Origin of the sequence: Nocardia veterana NBRC 100344, from assembly GCF_000308855.1 — a bacterium.
GTDB lineage: Bacteria > Actinomycetota > Actinomycetes > Mycobacteriales > Mycobacteriaceae > Nocardia > Nocardia veterana.
This window is the reverse complement of sequence record NZ_BAGM01000101.1, coordinates 121,022-139,796: the sequence shown is the minus strand read 5'-3', so window position 1 is coordinate 139,796 and position 18,775 is coordinate 121,022. Positions and strand designations below refer to the sequence as shown.

Genomic DNA, 18,775 nt, shown 5'->3' with positions numbered 1-18,775 from the left:
GCCACGGTGGCCGGCTGTGCCGTGGCCGCGCGGTCGGCCGACCACTACTGCGAACAACTCGCCGCCCTGGCGGAGTTGGTGCAGCGATGACCGAACGCGGACGACCGGCGACCGCGAGCCGAACCTGGAGAGTGTGATGACGGCCGACGACCTGACGGAGGTGCTGCGGCGACTGCGCCGCATCGAGGACGAACTGGCGATCATGCGCCTGATCGCCTCCTACGGGCCACTGGTCGATGCCGGAGCGGCCGATGCGACCGCCGAATTGTGGTGTGCCGACGGTGAATACGAGGTCGAGGGCTGGCAGATGCGAGGCCGGGAGGAAGTGCGGTCGATGGTGAACTCGACCGCCCACCGCACGCTGATCGCCGGCGGTTCGGCGCATTTCCAGGGACCCGCACGCATCGAGATCTCCGGCGACGACGCGCTCGCGATCTTCGAATCGCTACTGGTGCACCGCGAGTCGGAACGATACGAGGTACTGCGAGCGAGTGTGCATCGGCTCGAACTCCGCCGGACCGCCGACGGCTGGCGGATCGCGCGCCGTGCGGGCCGCCTGCTCGACGGCGGCCCGCAGGCCCGCGAGTTGTTGTCGACCTTCGCGCGCGCAGGCGGGAAGCTCGGGCCGGACGAAACCGCGTGACCGGCCGACGGCGTCATCCGGCAGCCGATCAGGCGTTGTAGCGGTAGAAGCCCTCACCGCTGGCGAGGCCGAGCTTGCCCTTGTCGATGTATTCCGCTTTCAGCCAGTCCGCCAGCTTCTTACCGTCCTCACCGCTGTTGACCAGGATGTTGTACGGCGTGGTGAGGCCGACGATATCGAGGATCTGGAACGGGCCGGCCGGTGCGCCGGTGCCGATGCGCCAGGTTTCGTCGATGGCCTGCGGTTCCGCGTAACCGCCGGCCGCGAGGGCCATCGCAGAGTTGAGGAACGGCACCAGCAGGGAGTTGAGGACGTAACCGGCCTTCTCCTTGTGCAATTCGATCGGCACCATTCCGATCGCGCGGGCGAATTCGACCACGGCCTGATACACCTGCGGGTCGGTTTCGGTGGTGCCCATCACCTCGGCGGTGTTGAAATGCCAGACCTGGTTGGCGAAATGCAGCGCCAGGAAACGGTCCGGCCGGCCGGTGGAGTCCTTGATATCGCTGGGCAGCAGGGTGGAGGAGTTGGTGGCGAAGATGGTGTGCTCCGGCGCGAGCTCACCGAGCTTGCGATAGGTGTCCTGCTTGATCGACAGCACCTCGGGCACCGCCTCGATGATCAGATCCGCCTCGCGCGCGGCTTCGGCCAGATCGGCGGTGCGGGTGATGCCGGCGGCGGTCGCCTCGGCCTTGCCGTCTCCCGCCCCCTCGACCTGTTCCCGGTAGGTGGCCGCCAGCTTGTCGAAGCGGTCGCGCGCGGCGGCCAGGGCTTCCTCGCTGATGTCGTAGGCGGTCACCTCGAAACCACGGAACGCGGTCTGGAAGGCGATCTGCGAACCGAGAACTCCGGTTCCGAGGACGGTCACCTTGCGAATGGTGGTCATCGTGTACTCCGTTCTGCGGACCACGGTCCGCTCGAGGTTGTGAAGCGAGATAGGTTGAGCAACAGCGAATTACGAGCCCTTCCCCGCTGCCGAGGTACTCAGGAATCCGGCGACGAGCTGTGCGATCTGCAGATGCAGGTCGGCGACCGGATCGTGGTGCGGGTCGACGCCCGTCGCCGGGCGTACCAGCGCCATGTGCACGACCGCGAAGATGGCGCGGCCGGCCACGCGCGCCGACTCGCGCAGCTCGGGCGTCGTGGCCCGGCCGCCCGCCGCGGCGACGAGGATGTCGGCCAGGTCCTCCTCCATCCGGGCCACCAGCGCCAGACCCTGGCGCCGATAGCTCTCGGTGGGCGGGCCGAACAAGAGTTCTCGCTGGTAGGCAATGGTGTTCTCGGTATTTCGCGCGGCCGCCGACACAATCGGGCGCACCAGTGCCGTGATCGCGGCCACCGGGTCGGCGACGGCGCGAGCGTGCCGTTCCCCCGACTCGAGGGCCGCGCGGAAATCCTCGTTGTAGACCATCAACAGCAGCTGGCCCTTGGACGAGGCGTAGCGGAACAGGGTGCCCGCGGCGATATCGGCGCGGTCGGAGATCTGCTGGGTGGTGACCGCCGCGAACCCGCGCTCGGCAAACAGCTGTGCCGCCGCATCGAAGATGCGGGTCTGCTTATCGCGCATATTCCGGGCGCGGCGGCCCACCTGCCCGGGCTCGACGGGAACGGTCATCGGAACACCTCCCATCCCGTCAGAAAAATGAGTAGGCTCATTAATGAGCATACTCGCAGTTATCGAGTGTGCAACCGGGCGAGCAGGAGCTGAGGAGGGCCGCGATGGCCGAGGGTGCGACCACGGAACGGGAGATCACCGAAGAGGTCGATCTGTGTACGCACCGGGGGCGGCTGAATCCGGACGCGGTGGGTTGGACCCGGCGGCCACTGCATCGTGCGAACCTGCGCGGCTGGGGGCGGACCAAACGGTGGGAGTACTGGGGGATAGTCACCCCCGACCACATCATCGGCATCGTGCTGACGTCGCTGGACTACGCCGGGCTGCACGGGATCTACCTGCTCGATCGGCGGAACGGCACCGAGATCGTCAAGGACGTCGTGACGCCACTGGGGCGCGGGGTGTACCTGCCCGAGCGCAGTGGGGTCGGCGCCGCGTCCGGGCATACCGGAGAGCTCGTGATCGAGCTGCACAACGATCCGGGCGGCACCAGCATCCGCGCGGCCACACCACGGATCGATATCGATCTGCGGGTCGACGCGCCGACCGGGCACGAATCGCTCGGCGTGGTGGTGCCGTGGAGTGCGAAGCGATTCCAGTACACCGTGAAGGACCTCGGCCGTCCGGTCTCCGGCACGCTCACCGTGGACGGTGTGGCCCATGTGATCGCGGACGGATTCGCGGTCCTCGATCACGGCCGGGGGAAATGGCCCTACTCGATCGCCTGGAACTGGGCGGCCGGATGTGCCCCGGGGCTCGCGATTCAGCTCGGTGGACGGTGGACCGACGGCACCGGGTCCACCGAGAACGCGCTGTTCGTCCGGGGGCGACTGCACAAGATCGGGGACGACCTCGACTGGGAGTACGACCGCGACGACTGGATGCGTCCGTGGCGGATCGCCGGCCCGCGCGTCGATGTCGTGTTCACGCCCTTCCACATCCGCGAATCCCGCACCGCCCTGGGCATTCTGGCCAACGACACGCATCAGTGCTTCGGACATTTCAGCGGCCGGGCCCGCACCGACGAGGGTGCCTGGATCGAGCTGGAGGATCTGACCGGCTGGGCCGAGGAGGCGCGCAACCGCTGGTGAACCCGGCATCGGAGGAGAGGCGGTGTCGTCCGCCGGATGCGATGATCCCACTCGCATTCATTTCTGATCCGGTCGAGGAGACAACAGATGAGCTTTCCGCAGCGGTACGGGCCGTGGGCGCTGGTGGTCGGCGCGGCGGTGGGGCTGGGAGCCGAGTTCTGCCGACAGCTCGCCGAGCGCGGTCTGAACCTGATCATGGTCGCGCTCGAGAAGGACGAACTCGACACGCTCGCCACGGATCTGACGCAGCGCCACGGCATCCGCACCCACGCCGTCACCGGCGACATCACCGCGCCGGACGTCCTCGACTCGGTGGCGCTGCTGGTCGAGGATGTCGAACTCGGACTGGTCGTCTACAACGCGGGGCTGTCGATCTGCGGAATGTGGCTGGACGTCCCGCTCGAACGGCATCGGCGAGTGGTCGACGTCAACATCTCGGCCATGATGACGGTTCTGCACCGGTTCGTCCCGCCGATGATCGAGCGTGGCCGCGGTGGGGTGGTCCTGCTCAGCTCCATGTCCGGTCTACTCGGCACTCCCATGTACGGGTCGTACGCGGCGACCAAGGCATTCACGCTGAATCTCGCCGAAACCCTGTGGGACGAATGGCGACCGCACGGTGTCGACGTGGTCGCCGTCGTCCCGGGCCCGACCGATACGCCCGGGTACCGGGCCGACGCGCCGCGCCCGGTCCGTAACGCTCCGAAGGTGATGCCGGTCGCCCCGGTCGTGGCCGAGGGCCTGGCAGCGCTCGGCAAACAGCCCTCGGTGATCCCCGGCCGCGCCAACCGGCGCAACGGAATTCTGCTGTCGCGTCTGCTGCCCCGGAAGCGAGCGGTGGCACTCATGGGCACCGCGATGCGAGAGATCTATCCCGGACAGTGATCAGGTCTGCTGCAGCGGCCGGTACTCCGACTCGGACAGGCCGAACGTCCAGGCCACACCGGCGGTCGCCGTGGTGGTGCTCGGCGGCACCCGCAGCCAATAGGTGCGGTGGGTACCGTCGGGCTCCGGGGTGGAATTGACAACCTCGACCATGACGACATCCTCGTCGTCGGAAAGTGGTATGCGCCAGAGGATTCCGGCATCGTCGCGGTGCACCGGCTCGGCTCCGGATTCGGTGAGATACCGGTCGTAGCCGTAATGCTCGAGCAGGACCCGGCGCAATTCGGCATTCTCCTCCGCCCGGATGCGTTCGGGGGTGAGGGCGCCGAGCTCGGTGAAGAAGCCGGCCGGTACCGGCATGCCGCGCCAGGCATGCAGCGCGAAGCCGTCGATGAACGCGACGGCGGGGCCGTCGTCGCTGTGGAGCCGACCCGCCTCGTCGCGGCACAGTCGCAGCGGCCGCTCGGCGATCACCGTGACGCGTTCGTAGGGCCACCACCATCCGGCCTGCCGAGCCACCGCGGCAAGACCGGTCAGCCGGCTCTCGGCATCGTCGAAGGCGGCCAGCCACGGGGCGTCGTGCTGGCCGAGCACCGCGTCGAGCAGGACCCCGCGGACCTCACGCTCGGCGACGATCCGTGCGCTCCGCTCCTCTCGGTCGACGGTCACCGACGACTCCACCACCGCCTCGCGCAGCCGGTCGACCAAGGCGCGCACCGGCTTCCAGAGCGGGGCTCCGGTGGCCAGCCAGTGTGCGGACCAGCCGTCGGCGCCTACGGCATCGACTACCCGCTGTCGCTCGGCGGCCCAGGGCGCGGTCCGAATCCGTTCGCGCACCGACGCGCCCGGGTCGGCGAGGGCTCGGACCGCGGTCACCGCCGCACGCGGTGATTCGACCCAGACGATCCGCTCCGGTTCCGGCAGACCGGCCTCGGTGTAGGCCGTCCGCACTCCGTCCTCGGCCGCCGACCGGTCGGCCGGGCCCACCGCAGTGGCGACGGACCGCCAATCGGCGAGGTCGCCCGGGACGAAACGTGAAACCCGCTGCACAGCACCATCTCCCATCGTCAGTCCGCCACCACGCGTACCGCGCCCGGCAGGTACTCGCGTTGGCGCACCACGCGGTACCAGCCGCTCGGCAGCGGAATCGCCGCATGCTCCTCGTGCACCAGGCGTCCACCCTCGGGGAGGTGCAGCATCGCGCCGTCACCGCCGGTGCGAATCAGCCGTCCCGGGGCGGACGAGGCATGGGCGTGCCCGGTTACCTCGCCGAGCGCCAGCACCATCCGGCCGCGGGCATCCCGTGGCTCGCCCGGCGCGCCGAGCACGGCCGGCGGAATCGATTCCTCGGCCACCGGCACGAGCAGCACATCTCCCTGTCGAAACATGACATTCCCTCCTGTGCCGACGCCCGTCACGTCGACCGTGCCGCCGAAGATAGCCGGGGGGACCGACAGATTCGGCCGCGCCGCGGATCGCTGCGGCCGGGCGCCCGGATGTCGGTGCCGCCTGATACAAACTGCTGGCACCGCATCGACGACTACGCCAGGAAAGCTGCCGACATGACCGTTTCCGACCACCTCGAAACCTGGCACGGCTTGCCGGTTTTCGCCTTTCCCGACCCCGGCCACGAGGGTGAGCTGCCCGGCGCCGGCGAGGTCGCCTGGCGCATCGCCGTCGATCCGTACGGGGACTCCGACGAGAGCTGGTCGCAGGCCTTCGCCCGGTTCCTGGCGGCCGTGGACAGCGCCGGGGTTCGGGCCCTGGTGATCGGCACCTGGGGCGAGATGTACGACGAGAGTTCGGAATCGGTGGTCGAGGAGCTGCTGGCGGCGCGTGACCGGCTGACCGGGTTGCGCGCACTGTTCCTGGCCGACGTCACCTTCGAGGAGAGCGAGATCTCCTGGATCCAGCAGTCGAATGTGACGCCGTTGCTCCGGACCTTCGACCGGCTCGAGGAATTCGGTGTGCGCGGCGGCGAAGGCCTGGTCTTCGAACCGATCACCCACACCACCCTGCGCCGGCTGATCGTGCAGACCGGCGGCCTGGACGGCGCCGTGGTGCGGGGGATCGCCGCCGGTGACTTTCCGGCATTGGAACACCTCGACATCTGGCTCGGGACGTCCTGGTACGGCGGGAACGCGACGGTGGCGGATATGGAGCCGCTGCTGCGGGGGACCGGATTGCCGGCGCTGCGTTCATTGGCCCTGCGCAACAGCGAGATTCAGGACGAGATCGCGGCGGCGGTGGCGTCCGCACCGATCGTCGCGCAGCTGACGACGCTGGATCTGTCCATGGGAACCCTGGGCGACGAAGGGGTCGAAGCCCTGCTCGACGGGCAGCCGCTGACCCATCTGACGACCCTGGACCTGCACCACAATTTCATCGGTGAACCGATGCGCGATCGGTTGCTGGCCGCTCTGCCCGGGGTCGAAGTGGATCTCTCGGAGTACGAGGACAGCGGTGAGCGCGGTGAGCGCTACACCGCTGTGGCCGAATGAGCACCGCGCTGCCGAGCCTGGTGGTGGTCGGCGTTCCGGGCAATCGCCGGGTGCGGCTGTTCCAGGACGCACTGCGCCGGGCCGGTGCGCCGGCCGCGCGCGTCGTCGGATGGCGTGACATCGTCTGCGGGCGAGCGTATTTCGAGGCGGGCGAGCTGGTGCGATGCGATTCGCCCGGTGAGGATGCCGCACTCGACCGGTTGCTCCGCGGTGTCGCCGACCCGACGCGGGTAGAGGGAACAGCGCGCTGGTACCGCCGGTTCGTCGCCGCGGCCGGCGTCCTCGCGACACGGGTGCACGCGGGCGGCGCGGAACTGCTCGATCATCCGGACGATCTGGCGGTTCTGTTCGACAAGCGGACCTGTCACGCGCGGTTGCTGGGAGCCGGTGTGCCGGTGCCGTTTTCGCCCACGTCGGCGATGACGGGACCGATCGCCGGTGGCTGGTCACAGGTGCGGGAGCTGCTGGCCGCATCGGGGCTGCGCCGGGCCTTCGTCAAACTCGCACACGGCTCCTCTGCCTCCGGTGTGCTGGCCCTGCACTGCGCCGGGCCCGGCCGGATTCAGGCCACCACCTCGGTCCAACTCGACGGCGGACGCCTGTACAACTCGCTGCGGCTGTGCCGGTACCGCGCCGAGTCCGAGATCGCCACGATCGTCGACACCCTGGCCCCCGACGGTCTGCACATCGAACGCTGGCATCCCAAGGCGGCCCAGCACGGGCGCAGCGCCGATCTGCGCATCGTCGTGATCGCCGGGCGCGCCACCCATGCCGTGGTCCGGACCGGTGCCGGCCCGATGACGAACCTGCACCTGGGCGGCGCGCGCGGAGATCTCGACACTGCCCGCGCGGTAATCGAATCCGCGGGCGGCCGGTTCGACGACGTCCTCGCGACGGCCGAACGGGCGGCGGCCTGTTTCCCGCGCTTTTCGCGGGTGGGCGTCGATGTGTTGCCCGGTATCGGTTGGCGCCGCTTCGTGGTCGGCGAGGTGAACGCGTTCGGTGACCTGCTGCCCGGGCTGCCCGCGCTCGTGGGGAGCGGAGCTACCGGCGACACCTACGACGCGCAGGTGGCGGCCATCCGGCGGAGCCGGCCGAACAGGGGAGGTGAGCGACGTGCCCACGCGTGAGCCGGCGACCGATGCGCAATCGGCCCCGGACATGAACGAGGTCGTCGGCCGTGACGACATCCTGCTCGTCACCCTCGATACGTTGCGTTACGACGTGGCAGCCGAACTCGCGGCGGCCGGGCGGACTCCGAACCTGGTCCGGCATCTTCCGGGCGGCCGTTGGGAAAAGCGCCATGCGCCGGGCAGTTTCACCTACGCCTCACATCAGGCGATCTTCGCGGGATTCCTGCCTACCCCGGCCACCCCGGGCCCCCATCCGCGATTGTTCGCCGCGCGCTTCGAGGGCAGCGAAACGACCGCGCCGCACACCTTCGTCTACGACAGCCCCGACCTGGTCACCGGCCTGGCGACGGTCGGATATCGCACGGTGTGCATCGGTGGCGTCGGTTTCTTCAACAAACGCGCGGCGCTGGGCAATGTGCTGCCGGGACTGTTCCAGGACAGCTACTGGGAGCCGGAGTTCTCGGTGGCCGCGCCCGCATCGTTGGCGGCGCAGATCGACTGTGCGGAACGGGTGGTCGCGGGGATCGAACCCGAACAACGGTTGTTCCTGTTCGTGAACGTCTCGGCGTTGCATCAGCCCAATTGGTTCCATCTGCGTGGCGCGGCTCCCGAGACCGGCGACACCCGCGAAACCCACGCCGCCGCGTTGGAATACGTGGATCGCGAAATCGGCCGGTTGTTCGCGGCGGTGCGCGGTCGGCGGCGGTGCTTCGTGATCCTGTGCTCCGACCACGGAACCGCCTACGGTGACGACGGGTTCACCGGGCATCGGCTCGGGCACGAATCGGTGTGGACGGTGCCCTATGCGCACTTCTTCCTCGAGGCGACCGCATGACGGAGCTACCCCGGCCGTATCAGAGCTACGTCTACGGCTATCCCCACAAGACCGCCTATCGGCCACTCGCCGACCCGCGCAGTCTACGAACGGTGTGGGCCGACGAACCGGTCGACGCGCTCTCGCTGTACGCGCACATCCCGTTCTGCGAATTCCGTTGCGGTTTCTGCAATCTGTTCACGCGGATCGGCGCACCCGACGATCTGACCGGCCGTTACCTCGACGCGCTCGAACGGCAGGCGATCGCAGTACGGAACGCGCTGGGGGACCGGCCGGTTCGATTCGCCGCCGCGGCGTTCGGCGGGGGCACCCCGACCTACCTGACCGCCGCGGAACTCGAGCGATTGTGCGATATCGCCGAGAAGCGCATGGGCGCCGATCTGCGGGCGGTGCCGCTGTCGGTCGAGACATCGCCGGGCACCGCCACTGCCGACCGGCTGGGCGTGCTGGCCGAGCGCGGCGCCACCCGGATCAGCATCGGCGTGCAGAGTTTCGTCGAGTCCGAGGCGAGAGCCGCGGTGCGGCCGCAGCGACGCGGGGAGGTGGAGGCCGCGCTGGGACGGATTCGAGCGGCGGGAGTGCCGATCCTCAACATCGATCTGATCTACGGCATCGACGGCCAGACCGAACGGAGTTGGCGCGCCTCGCTGGACGCGGCGCTGGCCTGGCGCCCGGAGGAGTTGTACCTGTACCCGCTGTACGTGCGACCGCTGACCGGGTTGGCGGGTGCGGCCGACAGCGCCGACGCCGAGTGGGACGCGCAGCGGCTGCGACTGTACGCGGCGGGACGTGATCATCTGCGGGCCAACGGCTACGAACAGGTTTCGATGCGGATGTTCCGGAGCGGCGGCGCTCGGCACGACGTTCCCGGGTCGGAATTCGCCGACTACGCCTGCCAGACCGACGGCATGGTCGGACTCGGCTGTGGTGCGCGGTCCTACACCGCCGGACTGCATTATTCGTTCGACTACGCGGTCGGGGTGCGTGAGGTGCGGAGCATCATCGACACCTACACGCGGACAAGGGATTTCGGCCATCCGCAGGTCGGGTATCCGATCGATGTCGACGAGGCCCGGCGGCGTCACCTACTGCAATCACTGCTACAGGCCGAAGGGATGGATATCGGCGCCTATCGCCGTCGGTTCGGTGCCGAGCCGGCCGCGCACTTTCGCACCGAACTCGACGAGTTCGAGCGCCGCGGCTGGCTCGATCCCGGCGCCGGCCCGGACCGGTTGCGACTGAGCCCGGACGGGCTGGCCTATTCCGATGCGGTGGGCCCGCGATTGTTCTCACCCGCGGTGCGCGCGGCCATGGCGGCCTACGAACCGCGCTGAAACGGAGCGTCGATGGAGCTGAGCATTCTGTACCGGGGTCCGCTGGCCTCGTGTGATTTCGACTGTCCCTATTGCCCTTTCGCCAAACGGCGGGACAGCCGGACCCAGCTGCGGGCCGACCGGGCCGCGCTGGAGCGGTTCGTGGGATGGGCGACGGAGCAACAGGAGGATCGGCTCTCGATCCTGTTCACGCCGTGGGGTGAGGGCCTGGTGCGGTCGTGGTATCGGCAGGCCTTGGTGCGGCTGTCCCAGGTGCCAGCCGTTCGGCGGGTCGCGATCCAGACCAATCTGAGCTGCCGTACCGATTGGCTCGCCGACGCCGACCCCACGGTGGTGGCGCTGTGGTGCACCTACCATCCCGGTCAGACACCGTACGATCGCTTCCTCGCCAAATGCGTGGATCTGTCCCGTCGCGGCATCCGGTTCAGTGTGGGCGTGGTCGGGCTGCCCGACCATTACGAACCGGCGCGCCGGCTCCGCGCCGATCTCCCCGAGCACGTCTACCTGTGGATCAACGCTCCCGAGGGACACGAACTCTCCGATGCCGAGGCCGCCCGCTGGACCGAGCTGGACCCGCACTTCGGTTTCAGCCGATACCCCCATCGCTCCGGCGGATTCGCCTGCCGCACCGGAGAATCCGTCATCTCGGTGGACGGCGCGGGCACGGTGCGGCGCTGTCATTTCGTCCGGACCGAGCTCGGCAATCTGTACGACGGCTCCTACCGGGCCGCCCTGCGCCCGCGACCCTGCCCACTGCGAACCTGCGACTGCCACATCGGATACGTCCACCTGGAAACCCTGCCGCTGTACGACCTTTTCGGGGACGGAGTGCTCGAACGAATTCCGGCAGCCGGATAACCGGTTGCGTGTGATTCACCGACCGAAGCGGGCGTCGACCCAGGCGAGCGCATCGGAGTAGGAGGCGTCGAGGACACCGCGATGGTCGGCCCCGGGGTAGGTGCGGTAGTCGATCGGCTGCTCAGTGGCGCGCATGCGCGCGACCATCGCATCGGTCGCGACCGGTGGCACCGTCGTATCGGCGCCGCCCTGCACGACCAGTAGCGGCGCGTCGAGGTGCAATGGACTCGGATCGTTGTCCGCGAGCACCCGAAGCAATGGCGACACGTCGCCGGCCGGGGCGAATACGCCGTCTCCGGGCAGGCCGCCCCAGCTCTGCGGGGCGCGCAGGGCGCCGATGCAGTCGGTATCGGCGGCGGGCAGCAGAGCCAGGGCGCGAGGGGTCAGAAATCGTGCCGGATCCAGAGGATCGACGGTTTGCGCACCGCGAATCAGGAGCGGGACGAAGGCGGTCGCGCCCGCGAAGGGACCGTTCACGCCGACCAGACTCGCCAGTCGCTGCGCGCCGACCCCGACCGCGGTCTGCGAGGCCGGAGCCAGCGCCACGGCACCGCGCAGATCCAGACCGGGCGCCCAGGCTCGTGCTTGCGCATCGGTGAAAACAGCCGCCTGACCACCCTGGGAATGGCCGATCGCCACCCATCGCCGGCCGATCGAATCATCCAGTTCGTGGGCTGCCAGGGCGATATCGGCGACCGCCCGCGCCTCGGTGGTGCCGATCAGATAACCGTGCGGGCCGGGCGTCCCCAACCCCTGATAGTCGGTTTGCGCCACGGCATATCCCGCCGCGAGCCACCGTTGCTGTATTCCGCGTACCAGCGTGGTGTAGTCGTGGGCCGGATAGTCGGGGCCGGTATCGCGGGAGGGTGCGCAATCGTCGGCAACCCCGGTGGTGCCGTGCGCCCACGAGATCAGTGGCCAACCGCCCGGGGGCGGGGTGCCCCCGGGAACCGCGACGGTCCCCGATACCGCGACCGGCCGCCCCTGCAGATCGACCGATCGATACAGCACCAGCAGGTTTCGCGCCCCGGAGAGTCCGGGCTCGCCGGTGATCGTCCGCGCCCGGATCACCGAACCGTGCGGTCCGGCGACGGCGTCGGCGGGAGCCTCGTAGAAGGCGAGCCCATCCGGAACTTCGGCCGTATCCGCGCTCGCCGTGACCGCCGAGGCGGTGATCGCGGCCAGGGACGCGGCGATCGCCAGCGAGGCACGCCACCACGCCGGCCGGTTGCGGGAGGTGCTGCTCCGATTCGATGCGCAGGCCATACGACCAAGATAGCCGGGTAGCCGGTGATGAAACCGGCCGCCGGAACTCTTGGGGCTCAACTACTCTGCCGACCTTCGGGAAGTTCCGGTGCCGGTCGAGCCGAGGCTCCGGCGAGCAGCATCACAGTATGCTGTCAATTTGCTGAGTCGGGTTGTGCTGGTTCCGGCTGCCTGAGACGATCGCGCCCACCGCCATAGATCGAAACGACCCTGCTCATCCGATCCGACGATCCCCCTCGCGCGGCGTGTCATCGGCGTCGGCGCGAAGTCCGTCGACCGCGACGAAAGTGGAGTCCTGTATGACCGACGAACCAGTCGACCATCGCCCGGACGACGAGCCGGGGCCCATCGTGGTCGGAGCGGACGGCTCGGAGATCTCGAATCAGGCCGTGGTGTGGGCCGCCGTCGATGCGGTACTACACGGCCGGCGCCTCGATATCGTCACCTCGGCGACGCTGCCCACCGGATTCGGCTCGGAGATGTGGACCGGCAGCGCCGACTGGGTGCGCGCGGACGGCGAGCGCATCGTCGCCGAAGCGCGCCGGATCGCGCAGCTGGTGCCGGGCCCCCTCGAGGTCGATGCCCAGTTGGTGTTCGATCCGATCATCCCGACCCTGATCGACCGTTCGAAACGAGCCCACCGGCTGGTCGTCGGCAGCCGCGGTCGCGGGGCCGTGCGGCGGGCCCTGCTGGGTTCGGTGAGCTCGGCGGTCGTGCAGCGGGCGCAGTGTCCGGTCGCGGTCGTTCCCGGGAATTCCGCGACCGATGTGGTGACCGCGGCCCAGCCGGTGGTGGTCGGTATCGACGGCACCGACAACAGTGTGCCCGCGATCGCGGTCGCCTTCGACGAGGCGTCGCGGCGGCGGGTTCCACTCATCGCCCTGCACACCTGGAGCGACATCGCCCTGCCCGAGGTCGCGGTGGCCGGCTGGGACACCCTGCGTGAGTCCGAGCGAGCCGCGCTGTCGGAAAGTCTGGCCGGTTGGCGCGAAAGGTATCCGGATGTCCATGTCCGACCGGTGGTGTGGGCCGACCGCCCGGCCCGCGCGCTGTCGGCCGAATCGGAGCACGCCCAGCTGGTGGTGATCGGCAGTCACGGTCGTGGCGGATTCGCGGGCATGCTGCTCGGCTCGACCGGCCATGCCCTGCTGCAGTCGTCCGAATGCCCGGTGCTCGTGGTGCGCCGACGCTGACGCATTCGCCGAGGCGAGCCGCCCCGGCGAATGCGGCGTCGACCGCTCACACCGCCGAGAACTGGAGCTCGGGTTCGGCGGCGGGCACCAGGCTGACAGGCAATGCGGCGAGACCTCGGATCAGCAGGCTCTTGCGCCAGCTGAGGTCCGCGGGTCCGGCATCCAGCGTGAGCTCGGGGATCCGGTCGAGCAGCCGCGTGATGGCGATCGTCGCCTCCATCCGGGCCAGCGCGGCGCCGAGACAGAAGTGGATTCCGTGGCCGAATGCGATGTGCCGATTGTCCTCGCGATCGATGTCGATCCGATCGGGGTCGGCGAATCGGGCCGGATCCCGGTTCGCGGCCGCCAGCGAGATCATGATGAACTCACCCGCGCCGATGTCCTGGCCGCCCAGGGTGATCGGCCGGGTGGTGTAGCGCGCGGTGGCCAGATGGACGGGGCCCTGGCAGCGCAGGATCTCCTCGATATAGGCGGGTACGCGGTCCGGCTCGGCCCGCAGCCGTCGCGCGATCTCCGGGTCCCGCAACATCTCGTAGGCTGCGTTGCCGATGAGATTGACCGCCGTCTCGTGTCCGGCGGCCAACAGCAGCAACAACATCGAGATGAGCTCGCTCTGGTCGAGCCGGTCGCCGTCGGACTTCGCGATGATCAGCTCGGACAGCAGATCGTCCCCCGGACTGTCGGTGCGCGCGGCGATCAGCTCGTTCATGTACGTGAAGAAGCTGATCCCGGCGGCCGTGCGTTCCTCGATCGGCGCGGAGTCGTTGACGACCACCGCTGTCCAGGCGCGGAAGTCGTCCTTGTCGTCGTCGGGTACGCCGAGCAGCTCGCAGATCACCGCGACCGGAAGGGGAAAGGCGTAGCTGTCGAGCAGATCGACGCGTTCCTGTTCGCACATCCGGTCGAGCAGTTCGTCCGCGAGCGCCGTGATCCGCGGACCCAATTCCCGAATCGCGCGTCCGGTGAATGCCTTGGTGACCAGCTTGCGCAATCGAGTGTGCTGCGGCGGGTCGGCGAAGAGCATGTTGTCGTTGATGGCACCGTTGAACATCTCGGCGGCGCCGTTCTGCGCCAGCACCGCCTGGCCCTCCGGCGATCCGATCTTCTTGCTGATACCGGGTTCGACGAAAGCCTGCTTGGCGACCTCGTGATCGACCACCAGCCAGCCGAGCACGCCTTCCAGCCGGATGCGGTGGATCGGCCCCCGTGCCCGCAGTTCCCGATACACGGCGTGCGGGTCCTGGTAGAAGTCGTCGGTCAGCTCGAGGATCGCGTCCGCGGCCGTCACGAGTCGTAACCCGCCGACGAGCCGGAGATTGCCGCGCGGGCCGAGGGTGAAGCGGGATATTTCACGTGCCACAGTCCTTTCGACGATCGATCGGAATCCGACTTGCGGCCGATGGCCGGTGGCCGTGATGGGTCTGACGGCGTCACGGCGCACCGACGCGGCAAACCTGGGGCGACGGCGCCGTACGAACGAGCGGTCGAACAGGCATGCATCGGCGAGGGTCGAGCACTTGCACTCGGTCTGTTGACCAGGAAAAGCCCACGGGTAGAACAGCTTTGGCCGCCGAGTGGAAAATCCGGCGGCCGACCGGGCCCTTCGGCACGATCATCGCACACCACTCCCGGTCCCGGTGACAGCGGCCACGGGAGGTCCGATTAGTCCGAATCCGGGTGCGCCCGGGCTCCGGACGGGTCCGGATGAAGAATTTTCCTAGCGAAACGAAGGGTTCCGGGGTCTCCGAAAGGTCTTCGTGGAGGTGCGCGTGGATGCGGGTGTACCCCTCCGGTCGCCGATCGAAACTTCCGACTGGAAGTGAAACGTGTTGCCGAACAAGGCAACTCGACGCGGGATCGAGGGGTGCCCTCGGACTGCGGTCCGGTTGCCGCGCCGTAAACCCGCTCGTTTGATTGCTGAATATTTGCTCTATAGGCGGAGGCGGCGCGTCCTCGTTTTTAGAGGAGGCGCTTGCTAGAAAAGTGGACGCTTGATATGTTGCCTCGGTCACTGTCCGGTACCGGTGGTGACCGTTAACTCTCAGGCGTGATTCCGGCGGCTGAGAGATGACCGAACATGCTCACAAAGGAGATTCACCGATGGGTTCGATGGGTGACTTGCTTACCGCTTTGATTCCGGCGCTGGGTTCCGCGGTTGCGGGCGACGGGCTGTGGGAGACCTTCCTGGGTTCGCTCGGAAGTATCGTCAAGTAAATCGGCGAGGAAATCGCTTCCACACTTCGAATTGCGCGCAGTAATTCGAGCACGAAAGATTGAGGAGATAATTCATGGGATCGCTCATCGATATTCTGGGAATGGGTACGCAGAGCGCCGGATCGGTCGGTACCACCATTGTGAACGCCCTCATCACTCTCAGTGGCGGCACGCCGGCTGCCGGCAAGTAGATCAGTTCTTCGACCGTGGGGGCTCACTCGAATCGCCGAGTGTGCCCCCACAGTGGTGTTCCAGGGGTGTGATGGTGTTCGTAGGCAAGGTTCCCGGCGTGCGCGCGACGGCGTATCCGGTCGCGTATCTGGTGGCGGCGGCTCTGCTGTGGATTCTCACGGCGCCGCCGGCGGCGGCGGGGTCACCGGCGCGGATCGTGCGCGAAACGGCCGGTCCGGGCCGGGCCCTGACGATCGAGGTCTACTCGCCGTCGATGGATCGCGTGATACCGCTGCAGGTGTTGCGGGCGAACGACTTTCACACCCCCGCACCGACGCTGTACCTGCTGAACGGGGCGGGCGGTGGCGAGGATGCCGCGACCTGGCTGGCCCAGACCGATGCCGCGGACTTCTTCGCCGACAAACAGGTCAACGTCGTCGTTCCGATGGAGGGCGCGTTCAGCTACTACACCGACTGGGAGCACGACGATCCCGGTCTGGCGCGGAAATTGAAGAACAACGGCCGCAACAAGTGGGCGACCTTCCTCACCGAAGAGCTTCCGCCCGTCGTCGATTCGGCGTTCGGTACCACCGGGGCGAATGCGCTGGCCGGTATCTCGATGGCCGGCACCTCGGTCCTGGATCTGGCCATCGAGGCGCCGGCGCTGTATCGCAGCGTGGCGGCCTACAGCGGTTGCGCGATGACCAGCGACCCGATCGGACAGTCGTTCGTCAGCCTCGTCGTCGGCCTGGGTAAGGGCGACGCGAAGAATATGTGGGGGCCGGTCGGCGGCGCCGGTTGGCGCGAGCACGACCCCTATCTGCACGCGGACCGGCTGCCGCGCATTCCCATGTACATCTCCAGCGCCAGCGGGCTGCCCGGTCGCCACGACACCCTCTCCGATCCCAGCGTGCGCGCGGACTCCCGGATCCTGGCCAATCAGGTACTGCTCGGCGGCGGCATCGAGTCGGCGGCCAACTACTGCACGGTCAAGCTCGCCGAGCGCACCCGCGCGCTCGGCCGGACCGACATCACCTACAACTTCCACCCGGCCGGCACGCACTCCTGGGGATATTGGCAGGACGACCTGCACAGATCCTGGCCGATGATGGCCGCCGCGATCGGCGCGAACTGAGCGGCCTTCGGCCCGCCGCTCAGCCCGCTCGGCGCAGACGCTCGCTCAGCTCTCGGAACGACCGCAGCAGAAGTTCGGCGTAGCGGTCGGAATCGGGCAGCATCGCGGTCTCCGAGCTGAAGGCGACGACGAGCCGGTCGCCCTGCGAAGTGATCAGGTGCCGCAGTCCGTCACCGTCCATGATCGGGAGTACGCCGAAGACACTGCGGATCGGGGCGCCGAGGAACTCCAGCCGCTCGGCGACCGGTGCGACGTTGCTGACCGTGGTGTTCGTCAGCGGAACCGTGTCGACATCGTCGAAGTTCCGCTGGGACCGGGCCCAACCGGCCAGTCGCAGCAACCAGGCCGGTGCGGTGTGTAGGCGGCTCTCGCGGGCGATCACCGCGTCGTCGGACCAGCGCTGCTTCTCCTGCCGCGCGCTGCGATGAACCGCACGCAGCCGCTGCACCGGGTCGTCGACATCGGTGTGCAGGTCGACCGCCATCTGGCACAGCCGGTTCGCCGAATTCCACGGGGCCAGACCGCGCATCGAGATCGGCACCATCGCGCTCAACGACGTCGGCGGGGTCTCGTCGCATTCGGCAAGATACGTCGCGAGCGCGCCGGACACCACGGCCAACAGGACATCGTTGACCGTAATGGGTTCGGCGCAGGCGCCTTTCACCGCGCGGACCTCCGCCAGCGACAGCGTGACCAGCCCGAAAGTGGGGGCTGCCGTTGTCCGCCGGTTGAACCGGGTCGCCGGACGCATCGGAATCGGTTCGTGCACAAGGCCGTCCGCCACGCGTGCGCTGACAGTACGGGCCGCGGCCCGCGTGCGCGTCAGACCGATGACGAACCGGCCGATCCGATACGGGGTGAGTGTCGCCGCCCGCAGCAGAGCCGCGGATGGCGACCAGGAGTGGTCGACAACGGGTAGTGGCGGATGGTCTGCCCCCGCACCGAACAACTTCTGCTCGAGCCGGCGGGTGGCGACCCCGTCGCCCACGCTGTGGTGGAACTTCAACACCACGATCGTCACCGGTTCCGGGACGTCGGGAAAGCCCGACACCCCGGCGAAGACGTGCAGCTCCCACGGGGGCCGGGTGAGATCCATTCGGGTAGCGGCGATCTCGGCCAGCCGGACGCGCACCGGGCCCCAGGTGCGGGCTTCCTCGAGCGTCACGTGCTCGTCGAGGTCGAATGCGGCGTCGGGCACCCAGTAGGGGAGATCGATATCGCCCGGGACCCGTTCGAGGCGCCGGTGGAACAGCGCCGAATACCCGAGGCGCTCCCGCATCCACGTCCGCACCTGGGCCCGGGTGATCTCAGCGCTTCCGGAGAAGACGTAGGCCGCCACGATATTGGCCGGATGTCGTTCGAATTCGTCGTAGACGAAGACGGCGTCGCGGGGGACCAGTTGTTCCGCGGTGAGCTGTATTCTCCTGCCCGTCCCGCGGACCGTATTCGTCGTCATCGCTGCTCCTGACCGGAATTGCCGGCGCCTCGGGTGGAAGTGCTCCGGCAATTGTTCCTGCGGCCGGAGTCTACCGTCCGGCGGCCGTGAATTTCGATGGGCCGACCGCACTACCGCTCATATGAATACGCCTTCTCGAATCGAGAGTTCCGTGGCGGGTTGCGGCCTGTCTCGAATCCATCTCCGGCAGTTCATTCGACGCGCGATGAAGGTTCGCCGCGATGCGGTTCCATCCAGTAGTAGCCAACATCTATAACTTGATGGGAGTAAGTGATCACTTCTGTGGTTGCCCCGTCGGTTGCCTGCCCGGCGTGGCCGCTGTCGTGGAGTGGGCGCAGGCGCTGCGGGTAGTGCGCGAAGCGGCGATGCGGCCGGAAAGCAAGTCCCGAACCACCATCGGTGGGAGGTTTTGCTGTTGTGCGCCGGGGCGAGTCCTGGCATCGTC

17 protein-coding genes are annotated in these 18,775 nt (G+C 68.3%); 10 read left to right on the top strand and 7 right to left on the bottom strand.

Annotated elements, in window-relative coordinates:
* Positions 1-136 precede the first annotated feature (136 nt).
* Positions 137-643: a nuclear transport factor 2 family protein gene (locus ON37_RS19655; protein WP_040721211.1), complete on the top strand. Its 507-nt coding sequence runs from the start codon at positions 137-139 to the stop codon at positions 641-643.
* A gap of 28 nt (positions 644-671) precedes the next feature.
* On the opposite strand, the gene ON37_RS19650 is transcribed toward ON37_RS19655, so the two are convergent.
* Both ON37_RS19650 and ON37_RS19645 read right to left on the bottom strand, forming a co-directional pair.
* Positions 672-1,529, bottom strand: coding sequence for a 3-hydroxyacyl-CoA dehydrogenase (locus ON37_RS19650; protein WP_040721209.1), 858 nt, complete (start codon positions 1,527-1,529; stop codon positions 672-674).
* A gap of 69 nt (positions 1,530-1,598) precedes the next feature.
* On the bottom strand, positions 1,599-2,258 hold the full coding sequence (locus tag ON37_RS19645; protein ID WP_040721207.1) for a TetR/AcrR family transcriptional regulator: 660 nt from the start codon (positions 2,256-2,258) through the stop codon (positions 1,599-1,601).
* Between the two features lie 104 nt (positions 2,259-2,362).
* Here ON37_RS19645 and ON37_RS19640 point away from each other — a divergent pair, with 104 nt between their 5' ends.
* Both ON37_RS19640 and ON37_RS19635 read left to right on the top strand, forming a co-directional pair.
* Complete coding sequence (locus ON37_RS19640) at positions 2,363-3,349, top strand: DUF2804 domain-containing protein (RefSeq protein WP_040721205.1); 987 nt, start codon at positions 2,363-2,365, stop codon at positions 3,347-3,349.
* Positions 3,350-3,436: 87 nt separating this feature from the next.
* Complete coding sequence (locus ON37_RS19635) at positions 3,437-4,234, top strand: SDR family NAD(P)-dependent oxidoreductase (protein WP_040721203.1); 798 nt, start codon at positions 3,437-3,439, stop codon at positions 4,232-4,234.
* Here the strand turns inward: ON37_RS19635 and ON37_RS19630 are convergent, their stop codons facing one another.
* Both ON37_RS19630 and ON37_RS19625 read right to left on the bottom strand, forming a co-directional pair.
* Positions 4,235-5,299: a DUF6745 domain-containing protein gene (locus tag ON37_RS19630; protein ID WP_051031795.1), complete on the bottom strand. Its 1,065-nt coding sequence runs from the start codon at positions 5,297-5,299 to the stop codon at positions 4,235-4,237.
* 2 nt (positions 5,300-5,301) lie between these two features.
* A complete protein-coding gene (locus tag ON37_RS19625; protein ID WP_040721199.1) occupies positions 5,302-5,622 on the bottom strand; it encodes a DUF8820 family protein in 321 nt (106 codons plus the stop codon).
* Positions 5,623-5,796: 174 nt separating this feature from the next.
* Here ON37_RS19625 and ON37_RS19620 point away from each other — a divergent pair, with 174 nt between their 5' ends.
* Genes ON37_RS19620 through ON37_RS19600 form a run of 5 tightly spaced genes read left to right on the top strand, consistent with a single transcriptional unit; the run spans position 5,797 to position 10,895 of the window.
* Positions 5,797-6,735, top strand: coding sequence for an STM4015 family protein (locus ON37_RS19620; protein ID WP_040721198.1), 939 nt, complete (start codon positions 5,797-5,799; stop codon positions 6,733-6,735).
* Positions 6,732-7,865, top strand: coding sequence for an STM4014 family protein (locus ON37_RS19615; RefSeq protein ID WP_040721196.1), 1,134 nt, complete (start codon positions 6,732-6,734; stop codon positions 7,863-7,865). Before ON37_RS19620 ends, ON37_RS19615 begins: the two co-directional genes overlap by 4 nt.
* Positions 7,852-8,703 carry an STM4013/SEN3800 family hydrolase gene (locus ON37_RS19610; protein ID WP_040721275.1) on the top strand — a complete coding sequence of 284 codons (852 nt, stop codon included), beginning with the start codon at positions 7,852-7,854 and terminating at the stop codon, positions 8,701-8,703. The genes ON37_RS19615 and ON37_RS19610 overlap by 14 nt, the downstream gene beginning before the upstream one ends.
* Entirely contained in the window at positions 8,700-10,037 is a 1,338-nt protein-coding gene (locus ON37_RS19605) for an STM4012 family radical SAM protein (RefSeq protein ID WP_040721194.1), read from the top strand. The genes ON37_RS19610 and ON37_RS19605 overlap by 4 nt, the downstream gene beginning before the upstream one ends.
* 12 nt (positions 10,038-10,049) lie before the next feature.
* Positions 10,050-10,895 (top strand): STM4011 family radical SAM protein, encoded by an 846-nt coding sequence (locus ON37_RS19600; protein ID WP_040721193.1) that lies wholly within the window; start codon positions 10,050-10,052, stop codon positions 10,893-10,895.
* A 15-nt stretch (positions 10,896-10,910) separates the two neighbouring features.
* Here the strand turns inward: ON37_RS19600 and ON37_RS19595 are convergent, their stop codons facing one another.
* Entirely contained in the window at positions 10,911-12,161 is a 1,251-nt protein-coding gene (locus ON37_RS19595; protein WP_051031794.1) for an alpha/beta hydrolase family protein, read from the bottom strand.
* A gap of 299 nt (positions 12,162-12,460) precedes the next feature.
* On the opposite strand from ON37_RS19595, the gene ON37_RS19590 reads away from it, so the two are divergent.
* Positions 12,461-13,354, top strand: a complete 894-nt coding sequence (locus tag ON37_RS19590; protein ID WP_040721191.1) for a universal stress protein — start codon at positions 12,461-12,463, stop codon at positions 13,352-13,354.
* Positions 13,355-13,400: 46 nt separating this feature from the next.
* On the opposite strand, the gene ON37_RS19585 is transcribed toward ON37_RS19590, so the two are convergent.
* Positions 13,401-14,714 carry a cytochrome P450 family protein gene (locus tag ON37_RS19585; RefSeq protein WP_245553271.1) on the bottom strand — a complete coding sequence of 438 codons (1,314 nt, stop codon included), beginning with the start codon at positions 14,712-14,714 and terminating at the stop codon, positions 13,401-13,403.
* Positions 14,715-15,830: 1,116 nt separating this feature from the next.
* Between ON37_RS19585 and ON37_RS19580 the strand changes: the two genes are divergently transcribed.
* Positions 15,831-16,874: an alpha/beta hydrolase gene (locus tag ON37_RS19580; protein ID WP_040721189.1), complete on the top strand. Its 1,044-nt coding sequence runs from the start codon at positions 15,831-15,833 to the stop codon at positions 16,872-16,874.
* A gap of 19 nt (positions 16,875-16,893) precedes the next feature.
* Here ON37_RS19580 and ON37_RS19575 read toward each other — a convergent pair whose 3' ends face one another.
* The gene (locus ON37_RS19575; RefSeq protein WP_051031793.1) at positions 16,894-18,330 is read right to left on the bottom strand and encodes a wax ester/triacylglycerol synthase family O-acyltransferase; all 1,437 of its coding nucleotides are present in this window, start codon (positions 18,328-18,330) and stop codon (positions 16,894-16,896) included.
* Between the last annotated feature and the right edge of the window lie 445 nt (positions 18,331-18,775).

Excerpts from the sequence above, each read along its gene's own strand:
- ON37_RS19655 (WP_040721211.1), top strand. The coding sequence starts at position 137 with ATGACGGCCGACGACCTGACGGAGGTGCTGCGGCGACTGCGCCGCATC.
- ON37_RS19650 (WP_040721209.1), bottom strand. The coding sequence starts at position 1,529 with ATGACCACCATTCGCAAGGTGACCGTCCTCGGAACCGGAGTTCTCGGT.
- ON37_RS19645 (WP_040721207.1), bottom strand. The coding sequence starts at position 2,258 with ATGACCGTTCCCGTCGAGCCCGGGCAGGTGGGCCGCCGCGCCCGGAAT.
- ON37_RS19640 (WP_040721205.1), top strand. The coding sequence starts at position 2,363 with ATGGCCGAGGGTGCGACCACGGAACGGGAGATCACCGAAGAGGTCGAT.
- ON37_RS19635 (WP_040721203.1), top strand. The coding sequence starts at position 3,437 with ATGAGCTTTCCGCAGCGGTACGGGCCGTGGGCGCTGGTGGTCGGCGCG.
- ON37_RS19630 (WP_051031795.1), bottom strand. The coding sequence starts at position 5,299 with ATGGGAGATGGTGCTGTGCAGCGGGTTTCACGTTTCGTCCCGGGCGAC.
- ON37_RS19625 (WP_040721199.1), bottom strand. The coding sequence starts at position 5,622 with ATGTTTCGACAGGGAGATGTGCTGCTCGTGCCGGTGGCCGAGGAATCG.
- ON37_RS19620 (WP_040721198.1), top strand. The coding sequence starts at position 5,797 with ATGACCGTTTCCGACCACCTCGAAACCTGGCACGGCTTGCCGGTTTTC.
- ON37_RS19615 (WP_040721196.1), top strand. The coding sequence starts at position 6,732 with ATGAGCACCGCGCTGCCGAGCCTGGTGGTGGTCGGCGTTCCGGGCAAT.
- ON37_RS19605 (WP_040721194.1), top strand. The coding sequence starts at position 8,700 with ATGACGGAGCTACCCCGGCCGTATCAGAGCTACGTCTACGGCTATCCC.
- ON37_RS19600 (WP_040721193.1), top strand. The coding sequence starts at position 10,050 with ATGGAGCTGAGCATTCTGTACCGGGGTCCGCTGGCCTCGTGTGATTTC.
- ON37_RS19595 (WP_051031794.1), bottom strand. The coding sequence starts at position 12,161 with ATGGCCTGCGCATCGAATCGGAGCAGCACCTCCCGCAACCGGCCGGCG.
- ON37_RS19590 (WP_040721191.1), top strand. The coding sequence starts at position 12,461 with ATGACCGACGAACCAGTCGACCATCGCCCGGACGACGAGCCGGGGCCC.
- ON37_RS19580 (WP_040721189.1), top strand. The coding sequence starts at position 15,831 with ATGGTGTTCGTAGGCAAGGTTCCCGGCGTGCGCGCGACGGCGTATCCG.
- ON37_RS19575 (WP_051031793.1), bottom strand. The coding sequence starts at position 18,330 with ATGACGACGAATACGGTCCGCGGGACGGGCAGGAGAATACAGCTCACC.